The organism is Streptomyces sp. NPDC001848 (genome assembly GCF_042891915.1).
Lineage (GTDB): Bacteria > Actinomycetota > Actinomycetes > Streptomycetales > Streptomycetaceae > Streptomyces.
Genome location: NZ_JBIATP010000007.1, coordinates 237,374 through 260,185 on the forward strand (window position 1 = coordinate 237,374; position 22,812 = coordinate 260,185).

At 69.8% G+C, this 22,812-nt stretch carries 19 protein-coding genes; 10 read left to right on the forward strand and 9 right to left on the reverse strand.

Annotated features, from left to right (window positions below; all coding sequences use genetic code 11):
- Nucleotides 1-238 precede the first annotated feature (238 nt).
- From ACFYZJ_RS16560 to ACFYZJ_RS16585, 6 genes are read left to right on the forward strand one after another with little or no spacing between them, the layout of a single operon-like run.
- The gene (locus ACFYZJ_RS16560) at nt 239-2,101 is read left to right on the forward strand and encodes an ABC transporter substrate-binding protein (RefSeq protein WP_388568148.1); all 1,863 of its coding nucleotides are present in this window, start codon (nt 239-241) and stop codon (nt 2,099-2,101) included.
- The gene (locus tag ACFYZJ_RS16565) at nt 2,101-3,111 is read left to right on the forward strand and encodes an ABC transporter permease (protein WP_388568151.1); all 1,011 of its coding nucleotides are present in this window, start codon (nt 2,101-2,103) and stop codon (nt 3,109-3,111) included. The genes ACFYZJ_RS16560 and ACFYZJ_RS16565 overlap by 1 nt, the downstream gene beginning before the upstream one ends.
- Nucleotides 3,108-4,064 (forward strand): ABC transporter permease, encoded by a 957-nt coding sequence (locus ACFYZJ_RS16570; RefSeq protein WP_388568153.1) that lies wholly within the window; start codon nt 3,108-3,110, stop codon nt 4,062-4,064. Before ACFYZJ_RS16565 ends, ACFYZJ_RS16570 begins: the two co-directional genes overlap by 4 nt.
- Nucleotides 4,061-5,062: an ABC transporter ATP-binding protein gene (locus ACFYZJ_RS16575; protein WP_388568156.1), complete on the forward strand. Its 1,002-nt coding sequence runs from the start codon at nt 4,061-4,063 to the stop codon at nt 5,060-5,062. Before ACFYZJ_RS16570 ends, ACFYZJ_RS16575 begins: the two co-directional genes overlap by 4 nt.
- Nucleotides 5,059-6,084, forward strand: coding sequence for an ABC transporter ATP-binding protein (locus ACFYZJ_RS16580; protein WP_388568160.1), 1,026 nt, complete (start codon nt 5,059-5,061; stop codon nt 6,082-6,084). Before ACFYZJ_RS16575 ends, ACFYZJ_RS16580 begins: the two co-directional genes overlap by 4 nt.
- Nucleotides 6,081-6,233, forward strand: coding sequence for a hypothetical protein (locus tag ACFYZJ_RS16585; protein WP_388568163.1), 153 nt, complete (start codon nt 6,081-6,083; stop codon nt 6,231-6,233). The genes ACFYZJ_RS16580 and ACFYZJ_RS16585 overlap by 4 nt, the downstream gene beginning before the upstream one ends.
- Before the next feature lie 93 nt (nt 6,234-6,326).
- On the opposite strand, the gene ACFYZJ_RS16590 is transcribed toward ACFYZJ_RS16585, so the two are convergent.
- From ACFYZJ_RS16590 to ACFYZJ_RS16620, 7 genes are all read right to left on the reverse strand, one after another.
- On the reverse strand, nt 6,327-7,475 hold the full coding sequence (locus ACFYZJ_RS16590) for an ABC transporter ATP-binding protein (protein ID WP_388568166.1): 1,149 nt from the start codon (nt 7,473-7,475) through the stop codon (nt 6,327-6,329).
- Complete coding sequence (locus ACFYZJ_RS16595) at nt 7,468-8,517, reverse strand: ABC transporter ATP-binding protein (protein ID WP_388568600.1); 1,050 nt, start codon at nt 8,515-8,517, stop codon at nt 7,468-7,470. The genes ACFYZJ_RS16590 and ACFYZJ_RS16595 overlap by 8 nt, the downstream gene beginning before the upstream one ends.
- Before the next feature lie 20 nt (nt 8,518-8,537).
- Nucleotides 8,538-9,488, reverse strand: a complete 951-nt coding sequence (locus ACFYZJ_RS16600; protein ID WP_388568169.1) for an ABC transporter permease — start codon at nt 9,486-9,488, stop codon at nt 8,538-8,540.
- Complete coding sequence (locus ACFYZJ_RS16605) at nt 9,481-10,413, reverse strand: ABC transporter permease (protein ID WP_388568172.1); 933 nt, start codon at nt 10,411-10,413, stop codon at nt 9,481-9,483. Before ACFYZJ_RS16605 ends, ACFYZJ_RS16600 begins: the two co-directional genes overlap by 8 nt.
- Nucleotides 10,414-10,563: 150 nt before the next feature.
- Nucleotides 10,564-12,186, reverse strand: coding sequence for an ABC transporter substrate-binding protein (locus ACFYZJ_RS16610; protein WP_388568174.1), 1,623 nt, complete (start codon nt 12,184-12,186; stop codon nt 10,564-10,566).
- Between the two features lie 631 nt (nt 12,187-12,817).
- On the reverse strand, nt 12,818-14,734 hold the full coding sequence (typA, locus tag ACFYZJ_RS16615; protein ID WP_388568177.1) for a translational GTPase TypA: 1,917 nt from the start codon (nt 14,732-14,734) through the stop codon (nt 12,818-12,820).
- A gap of 359 nt (nt 14,735-15,093) precedes the next feature.
- Nucleotides 15,094-17,208, reverse strand: coding sequence for an ABC transporter family substrate-binding protein (locus ACFYZJ_RS16620; protein WP_388568180.1), 2,115 nt, complete (start codon nt 17,206-17,208; stop codon nt 15,094-15,096).
- A 384-nt stretch (nt 17,209-17,592) separates the two neighbouring features.
- On the opposite strand from ACFYZJ_RS16620, the gene ACFYZJ_RS16625 reads away from it, so the two are divergent.
- Genes ACFYZJ_RS16625 through ACFYZJ_RS16640 form a run of 4 tightly spaced genes read left to right on the forward strand, consistent with a single transcriptional unit; the run spans nt 17,593 to nt 21,480 of the window.
- The gene (locus ACFYZJ_RS16625) at nt 17,593-17,883 is read left to right on the forward strand and encodes a hypothetical protein (RefSeq protein WP_388568182.1); all 291 of its coding nucleotides are present in this window, start codon (nt 17,593-17,595) and stop codon (nt 17,881-17,883) included.
- A gap of 20 nt (nt 17,884-17,903) precedes the next feature.
- Complete coding sequence (locus ACFYZJ_RS16630) at nt 17,904-18,737, forward strand: hypothetical protein (RefSeq protein WP_388568185.1); 834 nt, start codon at nt 17,904-17,906, stop codon at nt 18,735-18,737.
- 26 nt (nt 18,738-18,763) lie between these two features.
- Entirely contained in the window at nt 18,764-20,713 is a 1,950-nt protein-coding gene (locus tag ACFYZJ_RS16635; protein ID WP_388568188.1) for a fumarate reductase/succinate dehydrogenase flavoprotein subunit, read from the forward strand.
- Entirely contained in the window at nt 20,710-21,480 is a 771-nt protein-coding gene (locus ACFYZJ_RS16640; RefSeq protein ID WP_388568191.1) for a succinate dehydrogenase/fumarate reductase iron-sulfur subunit, read from the forward strand. Before ACFYZJ_RS16635 ends, ACFYZJ_RS16640 begins: the two co-directional genes overlap by 4 nt.
- Here ACFYZJ_RS16640 and ACFYZJ_RS16645 read toward each other — a convergent pair.
- Both ACFYZJ_RS16645 and ACFYZJ_RS16650 read right to left on the reverse strand, forming a co-directional pair.
- Nucleotides 21,461-22,486, reverse strand: coding sequence for a phosphotransferase family protein (locus ACFYZJ_RS16645; RefSeq protein ID WP_388568193.1), 1,026 nt, complete (start codon nt 22,484-22,486; stop codon nt 21,461-21,463). The genes ACFYZJ_RS16640 and ACFYZJ_RS16645 overlap by 20 nt on opposite strands.
- On the reverse strand, nt 22,483-22,812 hold the full coding sequence (locus tag ACFYZJ_RS16650) for a hypothetical protein (RefSeq protein WP_388568195.1): 330 nt from the start codon (nt 22,810-22,812) through the stop codon (nt 22,483-22,485). Before ACFYZJ_RS16650 ends, ACFYZJ_RS16645 begins: the two co-directional genes overlap by 4 nt.

A 22,812-nucleotide genomic window follows, 5' to 3' on the forward strand; every position in this document is an offset into this window, starting at 1 on the left:
TCCGGAGTACGGCGTCAGGCCGCCACCAGCGATGCTTCACAGGTGTGGACCAATGGTTTGCCGATCCACCGTCAACTACCTCGTTTCCGCAGGCCAAACGCTGTTTGACGCACCGTTGACGGGTACGGAGCACCGCTGGTAGACACACTCATCACCCGTCCGGCGTCAGCCGATCCGGCCCGATCCAGCCGTTCCCCGAACCGCCGTCCCGTGCAGTGATGACGTGAGGTCAGCATCGATGAGCACGCAAGGCCAGCACGGCAGCGGGCGCTCGCGCCCGGACCACCCACGACACCGTTCACCGCGGCTCGTCGCCGCCGCCCTCACGGTCTCAGCCGCCCTCACGACCCAGCTCACCGCGTTACCCCAGCCGGCCGAGGCCGAGCAGGGTGGCGCGGTCCTCACCGTGGCGGTCGCCCAGAGCGTGGACTCGCTGAGCCCGTTCCTGGCGACCCGTCTGGTCAGTACCAGCATCAACCGGCTGATGTACGAGTACCTGACCGACTACGACCCGGGGAACGCCCACCCGGTCCCGGGCCTCGCCACCAGGTGGTCGCCCTCCGCCGACAAGCTCACCTGGACGTACACGATTCGCTCCGACGCCACGTGGTCGGACGGCCGCAAGGTCACCGCCGAGGACGCGGCATGGACGTTCACCAAGATGATGACCGACGAGAAGGCGGCCACCGCCAACGGCAGCTTTGTCGCGGGCTTCGAGAAGGTCACCGCTCCCGACCCCACCACGCTCGTCATACGGCTCAAGAAACCCCAGGCCACGATGACCGCGCTCGACGTGCCGATCGTGCCCAAGCACATCTGGGAGAAGGTCGGCGACTTCTCGAAGTTCACCAACGACAAGAGCTTCCCGGTGGTCGGTGACGGGCCGTTCGTCCTGACCGGCTACAAGCCCGACAGCTATGTGCGGCTCAAGGCCAACAAGAACTTCTGGCGCGGCGCCCCGAAGTTCGACGAGCTGCTGTTCCGGTACTACAAGGACCAGGACGCGGCGGTGGCGGCCCTGCGCAAGGGAGAGGTGTCCTTCGTCGCGGGCTCACCGTCCCTGACACCCGCCCAGGCCGCCTCCCTCAAGGGCGAGAAGAACATCAAGGTCAACGACGCCCCGGGCCGCCGCTTCTACGCCATCGCCACCAACCCCGGCGCCCGGGCGAGGAACGGGCAGAAGTTCGGCGACGGCGACCCGTCCCTCCTGGACGAGCGGGTGCGGCACGCCCTGTTCATGGCGGTCGACCGCAGGACACTGGTCGACAAGGTGTTCCAGGGCCACGCCGTCGAGGGCCAGGGCTACATACCGCCGCGCTTCTCCACCTACTTCTGGAAGCCGTCGCCGAGCCAGGAACTGGCCTACGACCCGGCGAAGGCCGCCCGGCTGCTCGACCAGGCCGGCTACCGCAGGAACGCCGACGGCAGACGCGTGGGCAAGGACGGCAAGCCCCTCACCTACCGCATGCTGTGCCACGCCACCGACCCGAACGACAAGGCGGTCGGCCAGTACCTGAAGGAGTGGTGGGGCAAGCTCGGCATCGGCCTGACACTGAACTGCCTCGACAACGTGACCGACCCCTGGCTCGCCGGAAAGTACGACCTCGCCTTCGACGGCTGGTCCGTCAATCCCGACCCCGACTTCGTGCTGTCGATCCACACCTGCGCGGCACTCCCGGCGACCCCCAAGGACACGGCCGCCACGGACAACTTCATCTGCGACAAGGCCTACGACGACCTCTACGCCCGGCAGCTCGCGGAGTACGACCCCGTCCGCCGCGCGGCCCTCGTCAAGCAGGCCGAGTCACGGCTGTACGACCTCGGGTACATGAACGTCATGGCGTACCCGAACGCGGTCGAGGCCTACCGGACGGACCAGATCGCGTCGATCACCACCATGCCCGAGAAGGCGGGCAACATCTACGGCCAGGACGGCTACTGGAGCTGGTGGTCGGCCGTACCGGCGAACTCCGGTGGCTCCTCCGGCAGTTCCTCGTCCACCGGGGTCGTCGTGGGGATCGTCGCGGGCGTCGTGGTCCTCGTCGGCGCCGGGGTGCTCCTCGCTCTGCGGCGCCGCGCCACCGCCGAGGACCGTGAGTAGTGGAACCGGCGCGCGAGCTGCGGACACGGGCCGGCACCGGGTACCTGCGGTACGCGGCGGGCAGGGCGGCCGGCGCCGCCGTCTCCCTGCTCGCCGTCCTCGTGACGGGTTTCTTCCTGTTCCGGCTGATCCCGGGCGACCCCGTGAAGTTCATGACGGGGGGCCGTCCCGTATCGGTGGAGCAACTGGCGACGTACCGCAGGGAGTTCGGCCTCGACCTGCCGTTGTGGCGGCAGTTCACGGACTACTGCGGCAAGGCGCTCACCGGCGACCTCGGCACGTCGTACCAGTTCCGGACCCCCGTCATCGACAAGATCGCCGAGGCGCTGCCGAACACACTGCTGCTCACCGGCACCGCGCTCGTCCTCTACACGGTCCTCGGCGTCGCGCTCGGCACCCGCTCGGCATGGCGCCACGGCCGGTTCGGCGACCGGTTCCACACCGGTCTGGCGCTGACCCTGTACTCGATCCCCTCCTTCTGGCTCGGCCTGCTGCTCATCATCGTGTTCGCGGTGGGCATGGGCCCCGTCCCGGGATTGTTCCCGACCGGCGGCATGGAGTCGGGCGGGAAGGAGGGCTTCGCGTACGCCGTCGACGTCGCCCACCATCTCGTCCTGCCGGTGATCACCCTGGTCGCGGTCGAGTACGGGCAGACGCTGCTGGTCGCGCGCTCGGCACTGCTCGACGAGATGGGCAGCGACTACCTGACCACCGCGCGCGCCAAGGGCCTGCGCGACGACCTGGTCCGGCGCCGGCACGCCGTGCCGAACGCGCTGCTGCCGACCGTGACCCTGGTCTTCGTCAATCTCGGCCGGACCGTGGCGGGGGTGATCCTCGTGGAGACGGTGTTCTCCTGGCCCGGCCTCGGCGGGCTCTTCTACCAGGCCCTGAGCGTGCCCGACCTGCCCCTGGTCCAGGGGCTGTTCCTCGTCTTCGCCTCGGCGGTGATCCTCATGAACACGCTGGCCGACCTGATCTATCCGCTGCTCGACCCCCGGGTGGGCCGATGACGACCGACACCACTCCCCCGGGCGGGCCGACGCCCACCGACACGACTCGCCCGGCGCCGAAGGTGAGCCCGCGCACCCTCGCCCGGCAGCGCCGCCGCCGCTCGGCCGCCCGCTTCTGGGCGCGCTACCGCACGCACCGCGCCGGGCTCCTGGGCCTGGCCGTCCTCGTCCTGTTCGCCCTGGTCGCACTCACCGCGCCGCTGACCGTCGGTGCCGACGTGTCCAGCGTGACCGGGGCGCCGGGCCGGCCGCTTCAGCATCCGAGCGGCGGGTTCCCGCTGGGCACCGACCGGTTCGGGCGGGACCTGCTGGGCCTGGTGGTGTGGGGCTCGCGGGTCTCGCTGCTGGTCGGGCTGCTCGCGGCGGTGCTGTCCGTGGCGATCGGCGCACTGGTCGGGATCACCGCCGGGCACTTCCGGGGCGCGTACGCCACCGTGATGATGCGGATCACGGACTGGTTCCTGGTGATGCCGACGCTGGTCCTCGCCATCGCGCTCGCCACCGTGATGTCCCGCTCGCTCGGCACGGTGATCCTGGCGATCGGCGTGACGTCCTGGCCGACCACCGCCCGGCTGGTGCGGGCGCAGACGCTGGCGGTGGAGTCCCGGCCCTACATCGAGCGGGCGCGGGCGCTCGGTGGCGGCCACGCGCACATCATGCTCCGGCACGTACTGCCCAACGTGATGCCGCTGGTGCTGGCGCAGACCACCCTGATGATCTCCTCGTCCATCCTCGCCGAGGCGACGCTGGCCTTCCTGGGAATGGGCGATCCGACGGTCGTGTCGTGGGGCGGCCTGCTCCAGGACGCCCGCGAAGCAGGTGCGGTCAGCTCCGGCGACTGGTGGTACCTGGTGCCGCCGGGCATCGCCATCGCCGTCGTCGCCCTCGCGTTCACGCTGTGCGGGCGCGCGGTCGAGTCGGTCCTCGACCCCCGGCTGGGGGTGACGCGTTGACGCTGCTGGACGTACGGAACCTGGAGGTCACCTACGCCGGCGGGGCCGACGCAGTGCGGGGCGTCGACCTGGTGCTGGAGGCGGGACAGAAGCTCGGCATCGCGGGCGAGTCGGGCTGCGGAAAGTCAACGCTGGCGCTGGCCCTGCTCCGGCTGCTGCCACCGGGCACCCGGGTCGGCGGGCAGGTCCTGCTGGACGGCGAGGACGTGCTGACCATGCGGTGGGGGCGGGTCCGGGCGGTGCGCTGGGCCGGCGCCTCGATCGTCTTCCAGGGAGCGATGCACTCCCTCAACCCGGTGCACCGGATCGGCGCCCAGATCGCCGAGCCGATGCTGCTGCACCGGAAGGCGACCACGGCCGAGGCGAGGCGCAGGACCGGCGAGCTGCTGGAGCACGTGGGCCTGCCGGCCGCACGGGCGTCGGCATTCCCCCACGAGCTGTCCGGCGGCCAGCGCCAGCGGGTGATGATCGCCATGGCGCTGGCCTGCGACCCGCGCCTGGTCATCGCCGACGAGCCGACGACGGCCCTGGACGTGATGATCCAGGCGCAGATCCTGCGGCTGATCGGGCAGCTCGTCGCCGAGCAGCACCTGGGCCTGATCATGATCAGCCACGATCTGGCCGTCCTCGCCGAGACCTGCGATCGGCTGGCGGTGATGTACGCGGGCCGGGTGGTCGAGGAGGGCCCGGCCCGGCAGCTCCACGACGACGCCCGGCATCCGTACGCCGCCGCCCTGTCCGCCGCCTTCCCCCGCATCGGCGACCCGGCCTCCCGCTACGCCCCGCGCGGCCTGGCGGGCGATCCCCCGGACCCCTCCGCCCTGCCGTCCGGCTGCGCCTTCCACCCGCGCTGCCCGGTGGCCCTGGACGAATGCGCCACCCAGGACCAGGAGCTGCGGGAGGCCGGCCCGGGGCGCCGGGCGGCCTGCGTGCATGTGCCGCCAGGGCCGGCCCCCGGTCCGACGGCGGCCACGGAGGACGCGAGGAGCACCCCATGACGGCATCACCGACGACAGCACCGCTGCTGAGCGCCGAGGGACTGGGCGTGACCTTCCCCGGGCGTCACGGCGGAGCGCCGTCCCGGGCGGTGGACGGGGTGGACCTCGACATCCGCCCCGGGGAGATCGTGGCGCTGGTCGGCGAGTCGGGCTGCGGCAAGACGACGCTGGCCCGCGCGCTGCTCGGCCTGGTGCGGCCGACGTCGGGAAGCGTCCGTTTCGCCGGACGGCCGCTCGACCACTCCGCCCGGGCCCTGAGGGCGTACCGCAGACGCGTCCAGCTGGTGCTGCAGGACCCGAGCGGATCGCTGAACCCCCGGCACACGGTGTACGAGGCGGTCGCGGAGGGGCTGCGGATCCACGGGTACGACGGAGACGAGCGGACGGCGGTGGCGGGGGCCCTGTCCCGCGCGGGACTGCGCCCACCGGAGCGCTTCTTCCTGCGCCATCCGCACGAGCTGTCGGGAGGCCAGCGCCAGCGCGTGGTGATCGCGGGCGCGCTCGTCCTGGACCCGGAACTGATCGTCGCGGACGAGCCGGTGGCCTCCCTCGACGCCTCGGTGCGCGGTGAGATCCTGGCGCTGCTGCTGCGCCTGCGCACCGAACTGGGCCTGTCCGCACTGGTGGTGACGCACGATCTGGGCCTGGCGTGGAACATCGCGGACCGGGTGGCGGTGATGTACCTGGGCCGGATCGTCGAGACGGGCGACGTCGAACAGATCCTGACGGCCCCACGGCACCCCTACACCCGGGCGCTGCTCTCGGTCCTCCCCGAAGCCCCGGGTGCCCCCGTCGTCCTGTCCGGCGAGCCCCCGGACCCCTCCCGCATCCCCACGGGCTGCCGCTTCCACCCCCGCTGCCAGGTCCTGGCAGGCGGGGAGGCGGAACGGGCGGGCGTCGCGGACGCGTGCCGGACCCGGGACCTGGAGGTGCTGGGCGGGGGTGACGTCGGGCAGGTGGCGTGCCACTGGGCGCGGGCAGGGCGGAGTTGGTCGCCCTCGCCGAGGCGGGCGTCGATGTGACGGACGTCGGCGAGGAACCGCGACGGGGCGTTCCCGGCGGGGTACGCCGAATCCCGCTGCTCTCTGATGGCTGGTTCTATGCGCTGCCGGTGCCCCGGCTGCGTCTCATCGCGATCACCCGGATCATCCCGCCGTTCGAGTTCCTCTGAGCCGGTCGATCGAACGGCCGGAAGCAGCGGCCCGGAAGAGCCGGTTCCCGGCACCTCGCGAGGTACCGGGAACCGAACGGAGCCAGGGAGACGTCAGGCCGCGTGCACGACGTCCTTCTCCTCGGCGAAGTGGCAGGCCGACTCGTGGGCCGCGGGGGAGTCCGCGTCCTTGAAGCGCTCCGGGATCGCCAGCAGCGGCGCTTCCTGGGCGCACTTGTCCGTGGCCTTCCAGCAGCGGGTGCGGAAGCTGCAGCCCGACGGCGGGTTGGCCGGGGACGGCACGTCGCCGGTGAGGATGATCCGCTCGCGGTGCTCACGGGCCTCCGGGTCCGGCACGGGGACCGCCGACAGCAGCGCCTGGGTGTAGGGGTGCGTCGGGTGGTCGTAGATCTGCTCGTCCGTGCCGATCTCGGCGATCTTGCCGAGGTACATCACGCCCACTCGGTCCGAGATGTGCCGGACGATCGACAGGTCGTGCGCGATGAAGATGTAGGAGAGGTTGAACTCGTCCTGCAGTCGCTCCATCAGGTTGATGACCTGCGCCTGGACCGACACGTCCAGGGCGGAGACCGGCTCGTCGCAGATGATGATCTCGGGGTTGAGCGCCAGGCCGCGGGCGATGCCGATGCGCTGCCGCTGGCCGCCGGAGAACTGGTGCGGGTAGCGGTTGATGTACTCGGGGTTGAGACCCACGACGTCCAGGAGTTCCTGCACCTTGCGGCGCCGGTCCCCCTTGGGTGCCACCTCGGGGTGGATGTCGAAGGGCTCGCCGATGATGTCGCCCACCGTCATACGGGGGTTGAGCGACGTGTACGGGTCCTGGAACACCATCTGGATGTTCCGCCGCACCGCCTTCAGGGCGCGCCCGGACAGTTTGGTGATGTCCTGGCCCTTGTAGAAGATCTGGCCGGCGGTGGCCCGCTCCAGGTGCATCAGGAGCTTGGCCACGGTGGACTTGCCGCAGCCGGACTCGCCCACGATGCCCAGCGTCTCGCCCTGGTAGAGGTCGAAGGAGACGCCGTCGACGGCCTTGACCGCGCCGACCTGCCTCTTCAGCAGGATGCCCTGGGTGAGCGGGAAGTGCTTCACCAGGTTGCGCACCTGCAGGATCGGCTCGCCGCGCTCGACGGGCGCCTCGATGGCGCTGACCGCTTCCTCCTCGGTGTGGACGTCCACGACGTCCACCTCGGAGACGTTCGGCGTGGCGTCCTGCTGCTCGTCGTTCTTGCTGAGCTCAGCCATGGATCGTCTCCTTCCAGAAGTGGCACGCCGAGGCGCGGCCCACCAGGTCGCTGCCGTCCTGCTCGGTGACCGGCAGCAGGTCCGGGATCTGCTCGCGGCAGATGTCCTGGGCCTTGGGGCAGCGCGGGTTGAAGGCACAACCGGTCGGAATGCGCAGCAGGTTGGGCGGCAGGCCCTTGATGGCGTACAGCTCCTGGCCCTTCTGGTCCAGGCGCGGGATGGAGTCCAGCAGACCCCGCGTGTACGGGTGCGCCGGACGCTTGTACAGCTCGTGGACCGGGGCACGCTCCACGATCCGGCCCGCGTACATCACCGCGATCTTGTCCGCCACGTCGGCGACCACACCCAGGTCGTGGGTGATGAGGATCAGGCCCATGTTGTACTCGCGTTGCAGCTCCGCGAGCAGGTCCATGACCTGCGCCTGGACCGTCACGTCGAGGGCTGTGGTCGGCTCGTCGGCGATGATCAGGTCCGGCTCCAGGGCAAGCGCCATGGCGATCATGATGCGCTGGCGCATACCCCCCGAGAACTGGTGCGGGTAGTCGTTCACGCGAGCCGCCGCGGCCGGGATCTTCACCCGGTCCATCAGCTCGATCGCCTTGGCCTTGGCGTCCTTCTTGGACATGCCCTGGTGGACCCGGAACATCTCGCCGAGCTGGTAGCCGACGGTCAGCACCGGGTTCAACGAGCTGAGCGCGTCCTGGAAGATCATGGCGATCTTCTGGCCACGGATCTTGCGGCGCTCCTCGGCCGACATCTTGAGCATGTCCTGGCCGCGGAAGAGGATCTCGCCGTGGGGGATCCGCGCCGGGGGCATGTCGAGGATGCCCATGATGGCCTGCGCCGTGACGGACTTGCCGGAGCCCGACTCACCGAGCACGGCGAGTGTCTCGCCCGCGTCGACGCTGTAGTTGACGCCGTTGACGGCCTTGGCGACGCCCTCCCGGGTGTGGAACTCGACGTGCAGGTCACGCACTTCGAGCAGCGGGGCACCGTCCGCCCCGCCGTCGCGGGGCGACGGCACGGGCACGACTTCTTCCATGGTGGTCACGTACGCCTCCCTCAGCGCATCTTCGGGTCGAGGGCGTTGCGGACCGCCTCACCGAGCATGATGAACGCCAGCACCGTGATGCTGAGCATGATCGACGGGTAGAGCATGATCCACTGCGCCACGCGGATCTGGTTGCCGCCGTCCGAGATGTCGTTGCCCCACGAGACACCGTTGAGCCCGAGCCCCAGGAAGGACAGCGTCGCCTCGGCCGCGATGTAGATGCCGAGCGAGATGGTCGCGACGACGATCACCGGGGCGAGGGTGTTGGGCAGGATGTGCCGGAACATGATCCGCCCGGTGCCCGCGCCGAGGGCCTTCGCCGCATGCACGTAGTCCGACTGCTTGGTGCTGATCACCGCGCCGCGCATCACGCGGGCGATCTGGGTCCAGCCGAACAGGCCCAGCGCGCCGATGACGACCCAGGCCGAGCGGTCCGGGAAGGAGTTCAGGACGACCATGGTTCCGAGCAGGAACGGGATGCCGAAGAACACGTCCGTCAGCCGCGAGAGCACCGAGTCGACGATGCCGCCGAAGTAGCCGGCGATCATGCCCATGAGGCCGCCCACCAGCGTCACGAGGAGGGTCGTCCCGAAACCGACGGCGACGGAGGCCCGGGTGCCGTAGATGACACGGGCGTACACGCTGCGGCCCTGCTGGTCGTAGCCGAGCCAGTCCGGCGAGAAGACGTTGCCCAGCTTGGGCTTCTGGAGGTAGTGCTTGGCCAGGTCGCCCGAGCTCGGGTCGACGCTGGTGAACCACCCCGGGAAGAAGGTGATCGTCAGCAGCAGGAGGATCAGCACGGCCGAGACGATGAAGATCCAATCGCGGCGCAGGTCGGCCCAGGCGTCACCCCACAGGCTCCGGGACCTCTCCGCCCTGGGTTCGGGCAGTGGCCCTCCGGCCGCGGCGACGGCCGCCTCCTCCGCGGCGCTCTCGGGAGCGGTCTTGATCACGTCAGGCATAGCGAATCCTCGGGTCCAGGACCGCGTAGAGCAGGTCGACGAGCAGGCTGGCGAGGAGGTAGATGAGCACCAGGATCGTCACCAGACCGACCAGGGTCGTTCCTTCGCGGCGGATGATCGACTGGTAGATCGTCAGACCGACGCCCTGGATGTTGAACAGGCCCTCGGTGACGACGGCGCCGCCCATCAGGGCGCCGATGTCCGTGCCCAGGTAGGTGACCACGGGGATCAGCGAGTTGCGCATGAGGTGGATGCCCACCACACGTCGCTTCGGCAGACCTTTGGCGATGGCCGTGCGGATGTAGTCGGCGCGCAGGTTCTCAGCGATCGACGTACGGGTGAGTCGTGTCACATAGGCCAGTGAGGCGGTCGCCAGGACGAAGGCCGGCATCAGCAACTCGTTGTAGTTCGTGGAGTCGTTGACGTTCGGCGGAAGCCAGTTCAGCTGGAAGGCGAAGACCACCTTGAGGATGTAGCCGAGGACGAAGACCGGAACGGAGATCAGCAGCAGGGACACCAGAAGGATGACGTTGTCCGTGAGCCGCCCGGCCCGCATGCCCGCCAGGACGCCGAGCGCGATACCCAGGACGACTTCGATGGCGAACGCCAGCGAGGCGAGGCGGAGGGTGACGGGGAACGCTCCGGCCAGTACGTCCGTGACCGGCCGTCCGCTGGCGATCTGCGTACCGAAGTTCGCGTGCAGGATCATCTCCCGCATGTAGTGCCAGTACTGCACCAGGATCGGCTGGTCCAGGCCGTACTCATGTCTCAGCGCGGCAATCACCTGCGGGCTGGTGCCCTTGTCGCCGAAAAGCCCTCGTACGGGGTCACCGGGCAGGGCGTAGACCATGAGAAAGATCAGCAGGGTTGTCCCGATGAACACCGGGATCATCTGGAGCAGTCGTCGTGCGACGTAGCGCCCCATCGTGCCTCCATGTCAGTCACAGCGGCAGCCGACGGGCCCTTCCCCCGCGCACCGCTCCGGGCGATACACATGGAAAGGGCCCCCCGGCCACTGCCGTCCCCCGGGGGTGAGGCACAAGCCTCACCCCCGGGACAAACGGGCTGTTTGTGGTTACTTCTTGACCTGAACGCCGGTCAGGATCGGGTCGCCGTTCTGGGCGTACTTGACGCCGGTGACCTTCTCCGAGAAGCCCGCGTTGACCTTGTAGTACCAGAGCGGAATGCTCGGCATGTAGTTGACGAGCTCCTTCTCGATCGCCTGGTACTGCTTCATCGAGTCGTCGAGCGTCTTGGCGCTGTCGGCCGCGGCGATCTCCTTGTCGATGTTCGCGTTGGCGAAGCCGCTCTGGTTGCCGTCCGACTTGGAGCCGAACAGGTCGCGGAGGAAGTTGGCGTTGAACGGGTAGTCCAGCACCCAGCCCGAGCGGTACATGGACTTGACCTGGTGCGCGTCACGCGCGTTCAGGTCCGCCTGGAAGTCGGGCTTCGAGTCGCCGGCGCACTTCACGCCCACGGCCTTGGTGATGGAGTTGCAGACCGCCTCCACCCACTCCTTGTGGCCGCCGTCCGCGTTGTACTGGATGGTGATGGCGTTGCCCGGAACGCCGCCGCCGTCCTTGATGAGCTGCTTGGCCTTGGCCGGGTCGTACTTGACGACGTCGCCGGCGGCGTCCGGCTGGTAGCCGAGGACGCCCTTGGCGACCCAGCCGGTGGCGGGCTCACGGGTGCCCTGGAGCACCGTCTTGGTGATGGTGTCCCGGTCGATCGCCATCGACAGGCCCTGCAGGACCTTCGGGTTGATGTTCTTCCACTGCTTGGTGTAGAAGGCCGGCGCGATCGTCTGGATCGCGGAGTAGGCCTGGTCCACGGCGCGGTCGCCGAGGTCCTGCTTGTAGACGGGCAGGTCCTTGGGCGCGATCTGGCGCAGCACGTCGACGTTGCCGGACTTCAGGTCCTCGTAGGCCGTCTCGAGGCTGGTGTAGTTCTTGAAGATCACACCGCCGTTCTTGGCCTTGTTCGGACCCTGGTAGTCGTCGTAGCGGGCGACCTCGATCTGCTTGTTGTGCTGCCAGCTGACGAACTTGTAGGGGCCGTTGCCGATCGGGTGCTGGCCCGCGGCCTTCGGGTCCTTGTAGAAGGACTCCGGCAGCGGGTCGAAGACCTCGTAACCGAGCTTGTAGATGAAGTACGGGATCGGCTTGCTCAGGGTGATGGTGAAGGTGTTGTCGTCGACGACCTTCAGGCCGGACATCGTGTCGGCCTTCGGGGAGCCCTTGGCCGGGGCGACGTCGTCGTAGCCCTGGATGTCGGCGAACCAGGCGCTGTTGGTCTGCTTGTTCTTCGGGTTCGCGGCCCAGTTCCAGGCCTTGACGTAGGACTCGGCGGTCACCGGGGTGCCGTCGTGGAACTTCCAGCCCGGCTTCAGCTTGACCGTGTAGGTCTTGCTGTCCTTGCTGTCCACCGACTGGGCGTTCATGTAGACGATCTTGCCGGTGGAGTCGTAGTCGACCAGACCGGTGAAGATGGCCCGCGTGACGATGCTGCCGTTGGACTCCATGGTGTTGGCCGGCTGCAGCGGGTTCTGCGGCTCGCCCACCTCGATGGAGAACTTGCCGTTCGGGTCGATCGCGGCCTTGCTGTCGCTGCCCTTGCCACCGCCGCCGCCGCAGGCCGTCGCGCCCAGCGCCACAACCGCGGCTATCGCAACCCACTTGGCGCTCTTGGCACCACGCATGGGGCTCCTCCTCATGAGTCCATTGGTTCACCGCATGGAGGGGCACAAGACGCATCACCGTCACCGGTGCCTGAAATGGTCAGGTGCCCCCGCGCTCGTGAGTCGGCGCCGCCGGCGGCGTGACCCTTTGATCCGAGCTCTACGCGCCTAACTATCTGCCATCAACCAGGGACGAACCACTCCCCTAAGGTCTCGGTTCCATCACACCTGGCGCGTACATCTTCCAAAATCCGGACAAACGGTTTGCCGAAAGATCCCTGCGAAACGGACTTGTTACACATCTACCGGGGCTGAGTGTCCGCATTCCGGACACTCAGCAGGAAAAATCCGGTTGCGACCTACCGTGGAGGTGTGCAGGGGCTCGTTGCCGTACGCACACAACGATGCGCACCGTGCACGCGCCGTCCGGTTCCGGGGAACATGTCCCGGTGAACCGCCGTCACGCGAAGCCCGTTTCGCCGGCGATCCGCCTGGCATGGCCGGAATGCACCTCCGCAGCAGGGTAGTGCGCATCCCCCGGACTGTGCGGCTCCCAAAAGGAAGTGAAGGGTTTTCCCTATCCCCCTATGTGCACGACAGGGCCGGGCACCCCGTCTCGCGGAGCGTCCGGCCCTGACGCAGGTGGCCTGGATCAGCTGTGCTTGGCGCGGCTCGCGGCGCGGGCCCGCTCGCGCTGGTCGAGGACGACCTTGCGGATACGGACCGCCTCCGGCGTCACCTCGACGCACTCGTCGTCGCGGCAGAACTCCAGGGACTGCTCGAGCGACAGCTTGCGCGGCGGCACGATCGACTCGGCGATGTCGGCCGTGGCGGACCGGATGTTGGTGAGCTTCTTCTCCTTGGTGATGTTGACGTCCATGTCGTCGGCGCGGGAGTTCTCACCGACGATCATGCCCTCGTACACCTCGGTGCCCGGCTCCACGAACAGCGTGCCGCGCTCCTGGAGGTTCGTCATCGCGAACGCGGTGACCGTGCCGGAGCGGTCGGCCACCAGCGAGCCGTTGTTACGGGTCTGCAGCGGGCCCGCCCACGGCTCGAAGCCCTCGTGGATGGAGTGGCCGATGCCCGTGCCGCGGGTGCTGGTCAGGAACTCGGTGCGGAAGCCGATGAGGCCGCGGGAGGGCACCACGAACTCCATGCGGACCCAGCCGGAGCCGTGGTTCGACATGTTGTCCATACGGCCCTTGCGGACGCCCATGAGCTGCGTGACCGCACCCATGTGCTCCTCGGGCACATCGATCGTCATGCGCTCGAACGGCTCGTACGTCTTGCCGTCGATCTGCTTGGTGACGACCTGCGGCTTGCCGACCGTCAGCTCGTAGCCCTCGCGGCGCATGGTCTCCACCAGGATGGCCAGCGCCAGCTCGCCGCGGCCCTGCACCTCCCAGGCGTCCGGGCGATCGGTGTCCAGCACCCGGAGGCTGACGTTGCCGATCAGCTCACGGTCGAGGCGGTCCTTGACCTGGCGGGCGGTGACCTTGCGATCCTTGACCGTGGCCTTGGCGTTGGCGCCCTTGCCGGTACCGCCCTTGCCGACCAGCGGCGAGGTGTTCGTACCGATCACCATGGAGATCGCCGGCTCGTCGACCGTGATCAGCGGCAGCGCGACCGGGTTCTCCGGGTCGGCCAGGGTCTCACCGATCATGATCTCGGGGATGCCGGCGACGGCGCAGATGTCACCCGGGCCGGCCTTCTCGGCGGGCTTGCGGGTGAGGGCCTCGGTCATCATCAGCTCGCTGATGCGGACGTTGCTGATGGTCCCGTCGCGCCTGATCCAGGCGACGGTCTGGCCCTTGCGCAGCTCGCCCTGCTCGACGCGGAGCAGCGCGATACGGCCGAGGAAGTTGTCGGCGTCCAGGTTGGTGACGTGGGCCTGGAGCGGGGCGGACTCGTCGTAGGTCGGGGCCGGGATGTGCTCCAGGATCGTGGAGAAGAACGGCTCCAGGCTGGTGGAGTCCGCCGGGACCGTGCCGTCCGCCGGCTTGGTCAGCGACGCGATGCCGTCACGGCCGCAGGCGTAGACGATCGGGAACTCGATCTGGTCCTCGTCGGCGTCCAGGTCGAGGAAGAGGTCGTAGGTCTCGTTGACGACCTCGTCGATTCGGGCGTCGGGGCGGTCCGTCTTGTTGATGCACAGGATGACGGGCAGCCGGGCCTGGAGCGCCTTGCGCAGCACGAAGCGGGTCTGCGGCAGCGGGCCCTCGGAGGCGTCGACGAGCAGGACGACACCGTCGACCATCGACAGGCCACGCTCGACCTCGCCGCCGAAGTCGGCGTGGCCGGGGGTGTCGATGATGTTGATGGTGATGGGCTCCCCGCCGTCCTTGGGGTGGTACTTCACCGCCGTGTTCTTGGCGAGGATCGTGATGCCCTTCTCACGCTCCAGGTCGTTCGAGTCCATGACACGGTCGTCGACCTGCTCGAGCTGGTGCGCGGCGAAGGCGCCGGCCTGCTTCAGCATGGCGTCGACGATGGTCGTCTTGCCGTGGTCGACGTGCGCGACGATGGCGACGTTGCGGATGTCGTGACGCGTTGCAGTCACAGCCATATTGAGGCGTTCTCCCGGAGTGTGAGGACGGCTGCGCGTACGTCCTCGGTACGCGCGCCCTGCCGGGCTGAACGTGCCACGGCCTCACCCCATGGTACGGGGGTGCTGCCGCTTGGGGATGCCGGGTTACGTCGGTGCAGGTCAGGGTGGTTGCGGGGCGCCCGGTGTTGCGGCTGGGCGGGGGCTGGGCGCGCGACCCGGCGCCACGGGGCGCCGCTGCGCGCACCCGTGCCGCCCCAGCGGCACGACTGCCCGCAGCGAGGGCGGAAGCCGGAAGCGGTATCAGCGGCACGACTGCCCGCAGCGAGGGCGGAAGCCGGAAGCGGTATCAGCGGCACGACCGACCGTAGCGAGGGCGGCTACGACGACGGGCTCGGCGACGGTTTCGCCCCCTTCTTCAGGTAGCCCATGTCCTCGTACACCGGCGTCTCGAAGCCCCACGAGCCGGCGTTGGCCAGGGTGGTTCGGGTGGCTGTCAGCTGGGGGCGCTGGTAGAGCGGGATCGAGGCTGCCGTGGCCCAGATGCGGGCGTCGGCCTTGCGGACCAGGTCCCGTTCCTCGTCCTCGTCCAGCGTGGTGATCGCCTGGTCGAAGAGCTGGTCCACCTGGTCGGTGCCGACCCGCGTGTAGTTCTGTTCGACGCTCAGCGAGCCGTCCGCCGCCGGGACCGGCTTGGCGAAGATCGGCCGGGCGTCGGTCGCGGGGAAGGCGGTCGCGGGCCAGGAGTACAGCGCCAGGTCGTAGTCCCCGGAGGCGATGTGGTCCTTGAAGTAGCTGTCGTCCGGGACGGTGGTGATCTCCGTGCGGATGCCGACCTTCTGAAGCATGCGGGCGATGCGGTCGCCGACGGTCCGCAGGGCCTTCGATCCCGGTCCGGAGGGCAGCACGAACCGCAGCTGCAGCGCCTTGCCGTCCTTGGCGAGCACCCCGGAGGCGGCGCCGCCCGGAGCGGCCGTGCCCTTGGGCGCGTACGCCCCCGGCGCCCCGCCCGGACGCCTGCGGTGCTCCTGCTGGAGTTCGCCGTCGATGTGCCGGCCCGCCTGTTCGTCGGCGGGCTTGTTCGCGTGGTCGCGGGGGTCGTGCTGGGCGGGCGGCTTGTTGTCCTGGCCGACGATGTAGGCGCCGTCGGTGCCCGTGCCCTCCCCGGGCCCCGCCTTGTGGGCCTCGGATCCGGCCGCCCCCTCCTTCTTTTTCGGCTCTGCCTTGACCGGGCCGCCGGGCACCCAGCCCGCCTCGGTCAGCAGTGCCTGGGCCTGGGCGGTGTCCTGTTTGCCGAGCGAGCCGCTGTTGTCCTGGTAGGCGTCCTGTCCGGCGAGCGCGAGGTGGCTGCCGACCGGCACGGCGGGCAGCCCGAGCGGCTTGAGGACCAGCCCGGCCAGCTCGGCGCGGTCCAGGGCGCGGGCCACCGCCCGCCGCACCCGCTCGTCGGCGAGGGGGCCCCGGGAGCCGTTGAGGGCGAGCTGGGTGTAGGCGGGTTCCAGGGACTTGCGGATCACGAAGCCACGCAGGGACTGCTGCTGCTCTGGGCCGGGTGCCGCCGTGGCGTCGCTGGGGGCGGCGGAGGGGCCCTGAAGGGGCTTGCTGCCCTTGTCGCGGGCGGCGAGCGTGATCCGCTCGGCCTCCTCCGGTTCGACCTCCGCCATGTCGACCTTGCCGTCGGCGAGCGCGGCGGCCCGCTGGTCGAGCGGCACGGCCACGAACACGATCTGGGAGAGCTTGGCGGGCCGCCCCCACCAGCGCGGATTGCGGGCCAGGGTGACCTCGCCGCCCTTTTGGTCCACCTTGGCGAGGGAGAAAGGCCCGGCGGTGACCTTCAGGCCGCGTCTCGCCGAGTCGTTGAAGCTGTCCGGGGTGCCCGTGACGTCCTTCGGGTACAGCGGGGAGAACAGCGACCGCCAGTCCGCGTACGGCTTGGCGAAGGTGACCTTGACCTCGAGGTTGTTCGCGCCGCGCTCCACCTTCTCGATGCGGTCGTAGCCGGCGTTGCGGGCGGTCCAGTAGGCGTTGTCCTTGCCGGCCAGGGCGCGCCACTGGGCGGCGAAGTCGTCGGCGCCGATCTCCCGGCCGTCGCTCCAGACGGCCTGCTGGTTGAGGCGGTAGACGACGACCTGCTTGGGCTCGGTCGACACCACCTCGGCGGACTGCAGGAAGTCCGGATCGCGCTGCGGACGGCCGTGCGCGTCCAGTCGGAACAACGAGGGCAGGACGGCGCCCGCGATCCGGGTGGTCGCGGCGCCGGCGTCGGCCTGGAAGGAGTTCAGGGTCTCGGGCACGGCGTCGACGGCCCAGCGCAGGGTGCCTCCGTCGGCGACGAGGGTGCGGGCGGCGGGAGCGATGTCCTGCGCGGCGACCGGCTCGCTCTTCTGCTCGTCGTCGGCGCTGCAGGCGGCGAGCGCCGAGGCCGCGAGGGCTCCCGCGGTGAGGAATGCGACCGAGCGCAGTACCGCGCGCGGTCCGACGCCGTCGTGGGACATCACGTCTACCTCCGAGGGGCCGCTCCGCGGTTGAGCGGGCTTAGGGCGTTATGATCCGTTTTGGGAGTATTGGGGGTATTTGGAGCTGATCAGATGTATGTGCCCACTGAAGAGGAAAGGGGCCACCGAGATGGGGCGACACGGCGACCGGGCCGCGGAAGCTCACCCATGTGGCGCAGTCGGCCACGCCTCCGAACCCCCGCTCACTCGGCCGCTCCCTCTGCCCCGAAGTGGCGGGAGATTCGAAAACTCACCCGCACACACCGGCGTGCGTCGGCCAATCGGTGCATGTCCCTTCCCTCCGGTTGGTGTGAGGCGCAACACTCGCAGGCGCATGAGCGTTGCCGGCCCGGTACGAGGGACCCGTGGAAGCGAGGTCACGTCATGTCCGTGCACGAGGAACTGACATCGGTCCAGCGCTGCCTCGACGACCTGTGCCGGTCGGTGGGGCGGCTGGAGCGGCAGATCGGCAGCGGCGGGCTCGACATCCGCCGTGTCCGCACCGACGCCGACCACCTGCGCGAGAGCGTGGCGCTGCTGTGCGAGGCGGCAAGTGCCCAAGGCGCCTCGCGGCGGCCCGATCTCGTCGCCATCCCCGACACCCCGTACGACACCACCCTGTGGACGGACTCGGACGACGAGGGTCTCGGCGCCCGAGACCGGCACGCCCCCTGACGAAGAAGGTGCGTCCCAAGTTGGCCACTGGCACGGAATCCCCCGACACCGAAGTCCCCGCGCCCGGCGACGAGCGGACCGGCAGGCGCGCCGCGATCCCGGGGCGCCACCTGCGCACCGACCGCTGGTGGCTGGCCCCGGCCGGCACCGTCGCCGGACTGCTGGCCTTCGTCGTGTACTCGACCTGGCGCGCCTTCGCCGACGCGCACTACTACGCGGCGCCGTACGTCTCGCCGTTCTACTCGCCGTGCCTGGCGGAGCGGTGCCGGACCATGCACGCGGGGCCCAACGCGGACCTCTTCGGCAGCTGGTGGGCGATCTCCCCGGCGATCATCATCCTGATCTTCCCGCTGGGCTTCCGCCTGACCTGCTACTACTACCGAAAGGCCTACTACCGCGGCTTCTGGGCGTCGCCCCCGGCCTGCGCGGTGGCGGAGCCGCACCAGAAGTACACCGGCGAGACCCGCTTCCCGCTGGTCCTGCAGAACCTCCACCGGTACTTCTTCTACGCGGCGCTCCTGGTGGCGGGTGTCCTCACCTACGACACCGTGCTCGCCTTCCGCGACCAGCACTACCGCTGGGGCCACATGGGGCTCGGCACCCTGGTCTTCCTGGTGAACATCGCGCTGATCTGGGCGTACACGCTCTCCTGCCACTCCTGCCGGCACATCGTCGGCGGCAAGCTCAAACACTTCTCCAAGCACCCGCTCCGGTACCGGGCGTGGGTGTTCATCAGCCGGCTCAACGCCCGGCACATGCTGCTGGCGTGGGCGTCGCTGGTCAGCGTGGCCCTCGCCGACTTCTACGTGTACCTGGTCGCGTCCGGCGCCTTCGCCGATCCGCGCTTCTTCTGACGAGTTCCGATGAGTGAGGCCTTGTGATGACCGTGGTCGACCGGCAGGAGTGGGACGTGGTCGTGGTCGGGGCCGGCGGCGCCGGGCTGCGCGCCGCCATCGAGGCCCGCGAGCGCGGCGCCCGCACCGCCGTGATCTGCAAGTCGCTGTTCGGCAAGGCGCACACGGTGATGGCGGAGGGCGGCATCGCGGCGGCGATGGGCAACGCCAACCCGCACGACAACTGGCAGGTGCACTTCCGCGACACCATGCGCGGCGGGAAGTTCCTCAACCAGTGGCGGATGGCCGAGCTGCACGCGCGCGAGGCGCCCGACCGCGTCTGGGAGCTGGAGACCTGGGGCGCCCTGTTCGACCGTACGCAGGACGGGAAGATCTCCCAGCGCAACTTCGGCGGCCACGAGTACCCGCGCCTGGCGCACGTCGGCGACCGCACGGGGCTGGAGCTGATCCGCACGCTCCAGCAGAAGGTGGTCGCGCTGCAGCAGGAGGACAAGGAGGAGACCGGCGACTACGAGTCCCGGCTGAAGGTGTTCCAGGAGTGCACGGTCACCCGGATCCTCAAGGATGGGCAGAGGGTGTCGGGTGTCTTCGCCTACGAGCGCGAGTCGGGCCGTTTCTTCGTCCTCGAAGCCCCGGCGGTCGTGATCGCGACGGGCGGCATCGGCAAGTCCTTCAAGGTGACGTCGAACTCCTGGGAGTACACCGGCGACGGGCACGCGCTGGCGCTGCTCGCCGGGGCGCCGCTGCTGAACATGGAGTTCGTGCAGTTCCACCCGACCGGCATGGTCTGGCCGCCTTCGGTGAAGGGCATCCTCGTCACCGAGTCGGTGCGCGGCGACGGCGGCGTGCTGATGAACGCGGGCGGCAAGCGGTTCATGTTCGACTACATCCCCGACGTCTTCAAGGAGAAGTACGCGGAGACGGAGGCGGAGGCCGACCGCTGGTACGACGACCCGGACCACAACCGCCGCCCGCCGGAGCTGCTGCCCCGGGACGAGGTGGCGCGCGCCATCAACGCCGAGGTGAAGGCGGGCCGGGGCTCCCCGCACGGCGGTGTCTTCCTGGACGTCTCGACGCGCATGCCCGCCGAGGTGGTCCGGCGCCGGCTGCCGTCGATGTACCACCAGTTCAAGGAGCTGGCGGATGTCGACATCACCGCCGAGGCGATGGAGGTCGGGCCGACCTGCCACTACGTGATGGGCGGCGTCGCGGTCGACTCGGACACGGCGGCGGCCCGCGGGGTCACGGGCCTGTACGCGGCCGGGGAGGTGGCCGGCGGGATGCACGGCTCCAACCGGCTGGGCGGAAACTCGCTCTCCGACCTGCTGGTGTTCGGGCGCCGGGCCGGTCTGCACGCGGCGCAGTACGCCATGGGGCTGGCGGAGCGGCCCCGTGTGGACGAGGTGCAGGTGGACACGGCGGCGGCCGAGGCGCTGCGCCCGTTCTCGGCGGAGGGTCCGGTGCCCGGTGAGGAGGTCCGGGAGGAGGGCCGTCCGCCGGAGAACCCGTACACCCTGCACCAGGAGCTCCAACAGACCATGAACGACCTGGTCGGCATCATCCGCCGCGAGTCGGAGATGCAGCAGGCGCTGAAGAAGCTGGGGGAACTGCGGGTGCGGGCGCGCCGGGCGGGCGTCGAGGGGCACCGGCAGTACAACCCGGGCTGGCATCTGGCGCTGGACCTGCGGAACATGCTGCTGGTCAGCGAGTGCGTGGCACGGGCCGCGCTGGAGCGCACGGAGTCGCGCGGCGGTCACACCCGCGAGGACTTCCCGTCGATGGACCGGGCGTGGCGGCGCGTCAACCTGCTGTGCCGGCTCACCGACCCCACGGAGGGCCTGGCGGCGACGGACCCGGTCCGGGGCCAGATCACCCTCACCCGGGAGACCACCGAACCCATCCGTCCCGACCTGCTCGCCCTCTTCGAGAAGGAGGAGCTGGTGAAGTACCTCGCCGAAGAGGAGCTCTACGAATGAGCAGCTACGAAGCCCGCTTCAAGGTGTGGCGGGGCGACGCGGGCGGCGGCGGCCTGGAGGACTTCAAGGTCGAGGTCAACGACGGCGAGGTGGTGCTGGACATCATCCACCGTCTGCAGGCCACCCAGGCCCCGGATCTCGCCGTCCGCTGGAACTGCAAGGCCGGCAAGTGCGGTTCCTGCTCGGCGGAGATCAACGGGCGGCCGCGGCTGATGTGCATGACGCGGATGTCGGTGTTCGACCGGGAGGAGACGATCACCGTCACTCCCCTGCGCACCTTCCCGGTGATCCGCGACCTGGTGACGGACGTCGGCTTCAACTACGTCAAGGCGCGCGAGGTCCCGGCCTTCGTGCCGCCCGCGGGGCTCGGCCCGGGCGAGTACCGCATGATGCAGGAGGACGTGGACCGCTCCCAGGAGTTCCGCAAGTGCATCGAGTGCTTCCTGTGCCAGAACACCTGCCATGTGGTGCGCGACCACGAGGAGAACAAGCAGGCGTTCGCGGGCCCGCGCTACCTGATGCGGATCGCGGAACTGGACATGCATCCGCTGGACGCGGCGGCCGAGCGGGGCCTGGACCGCAAGCGCACGGCCCAGGACGAACACGGCCTCGGCTACTGCAACATCACCAAGTGCTGCACGGAGGTCTGCCCCGAGGGCATCAGGATCACGGACAACGCCCTCATCCCGCTGAAGGAGCGGGCGGTCGACCGCAAGTACGACCCCCTGGTGTGGCTGGGATCGAAGATCAGGAGGCGTTCCACGTGACGTCGGCGCGTGCCGGTCGGCCTCGTACGAACTCCAGTGCGCACTCAAGGTTGTGTTCCGCGATGCCCCGCATCGGCCCGGGTTCCGGGTAGTCGCCGTCCAGGAGCCGGAGGGGACCCGCCACCAGGGACAGGTGCAGGGCGAGGCGGTACAGGCGCAGCCGGTCCTCGTCGAGGCCGTCGGTGCGCAGGGCGTCGTAGTGGGGGCCGAAGCGGAGCCGGAGGAAGACGTGCTCCCACTCGGCGTCGAAGTACATCAGTCCCTCGATGTCGATCAGTGCCGGCCGGCCGTCGGTGTCCAGCAGGACATGGTCGGGGCCCAGTTCGCCGTGGACGAGGGTGTGGTGGGGGCGAGGGCGCACCGCCATGAAGAGCTCGTCGAGGCGGTGGACCAGCCGGTCGCGTACGGCCGCGAGACGGGGCTCGCGGGCCGCGGCCTCCTCGGTGTCCCGCAGCGCGCGGTCCCGTACGACGGCTTCGCACGAGGTGCCGTGCGCGGATCCCCCGTCGTCGACGACGGCGATCTTGCCGAAGCGGGGGGCGGTGCGGTCGCGCATCGCGGTCAGGATGGCGGCGAGGTCCTGCAGCGCGGGCGCCGCCGCGTGCGGGTCGCGCCGCAGCAGCTCCTCCAGGGTGCCGCCGGGCAGGTCCTCGACGATCGCGGCGTCCGCCCGCAGGTGCGTGTGGCCGGAGTCGGCCAACAGCAGGCGCGGGGTGCGGATGCCGAGGGCCGTGAGGCGGTCGTGCGACGCCCGGAACAGGTCGAGGCCCGAGGCGTGCGAGAAGGGGTCGCGGGAATCGGCGGGCGGGGCGTCCCAGTAGTCCTCGTCGGGTGACCAGACGTAGGCGATCGCGGTGGAACCGTCGTCGAGGGTGAGCCGGTAGACGCCCTTCTTCGAGCCGCCACGCAGCCGGGTGACGGTGTCCAGGCGGCGGGTGGGCCCCAGGGCCTCGCGGGCCAAGGGCGCCAGGTCGTCGCGGGTGAGGGAGGGCCGTGCGAACGTCATGCGGGCCCGCGGCCGACGCGTTGGCCCAGCACCTGCAGCACCCCGCCGCCGAGCATCAGGGGCAGGCCGACGCCGAAGAGGATGTCGAGGACGGTGCGGTCGCGCACGTCGGAGGCGTATCGGCACAACCCCATGCCCGCGGCGAAGAGCAGCGCTCCGCAGCCCCACCAGCGCGGCCGCAGGACGTCCCTGCGCCGCCACGGCAGGGCTCGTCCGGTCGTGAGGACGAGGACGCCCGCGAGGGCGTAGAGCACCACGACCACGTACACGGCGATCAGTGAGGTGATGTGCAGCATCGAGCCCCCGCAGTTCGTTGTCCCGATCAT

Excerpts from the sequence above, each read along its gene's own strand:
- ACFYZJ_RS16560 (WP_388568148.1), top strand. The coding sequence starts at position 239 with ATGAGCACGCAAGGCCAGCACGGCAGCGGGCGCTCGCGCCCGGACCAC.
- ACFYZJ_RS16580 (WP_388568160.1), top strand. The coding sequence starts at position 5,059 with ATGACGGCATCACCGACGACAGCACCGCTGCTGAGCGCCGAGGGACTG.
- ACFYZJ_RS16635 (WP_388568188.1), top strand. The coding sequence starts at position 18,764 with ATGACCGTGGTCGACCGGCAGGAGTGGGACGTGGTCGTGGTCGGGGCC.
- ACFYZJ_RS16620 (WP_388568180.1), bottom strand. The coding sequence starts at position 17,208 with ATGTCCCACGACGGCGTCGGACCGCGCGCGGTACTGCGCTCGGTCGCA.
- ACFYZJ_RS16650 (WP_388568195.1), bottom strand. The coding sequence starts at position 22,812 with ATGATCGGGACAACGAACTGCGGGGGCTCGATGCTGCACATCACCTCA.
- ACFYZJ_RS16605 (WP_388568172.1), bottom strand. The coding sequence starts at position 10,413 with ATGGGGCGCTACGTCGCACGACGACTGCTCCAGATGATCCCGGTGTTC.
- ACFYZJ_RS16595 (WP_388568600.1), bottom strand. The coding sequence starts at position 8,517 with ATGGAAGAAGTCGTGCCCGTGCCGTCGCCCCGCGACGGCGGGGCGGAC.
- ACFYZJ_RS16610 (WP_388568174.1), bottom strand. The coding sequence starts at position 12,186 with ATGCGTGGTGCCAAGAGCGCCAAGTGGGTTGCGATAGCCGCGGTTGTG.
- ACFYZJ_RS16600 (WP_388568169.1), bottom strand. The coding sequence starts at position 9,488 with ATGCCTGACGTGATCAAGACCGCTCCCGAGAGCGCCGCGGAGGAGGCG.
- ACFYZJ_RS16570 (WP_388568153.1), top strand. The coding sequence starts at position 3,108 with ATGACGACCGACACCACTCCCCCGGGCGGGCCGACGCCCACCGACACG.
- ACFYZJ_RS16645 (WP_388568193.1), bottom strand. The coding sequence starts at position 22,486 with ATGACGTTCGCACGGCCCTCCCTCACCCGCGACGACCTGGCGCCCTTG.
- ACFYZJ_RS16625 (WP_388568182.1), top strand. The coding sequence starts at position 17,593 with ATGTCCGTGCACGAGGAACTGACATCGGTCCAGCGCTGCCTCGACGAC.
- ACFYZJ_RS16590 (WP_388568166.1), bottom strand. The coding sequence starts at position 7,475 with ATGGCTGAGCTCAGCAAGAACGACGAGCAGCAGGACGCCACGCCGAAC.
- ACFYZJ_RS16640 (WP_388568191.1), top strand. The coding sequence starts at position 20,710 with ATGAGCAGCTACGAAGCCCGCTTCAAGGTGTGGCGGGGCGACGCGGGC.
- typA (WP_388568177.1), bottom strand. The coding sequence starts at position 14,734 with ATGGCTGTGACTGCAACGCGTCACGACATCCGCAACGTCGCCATCGTC.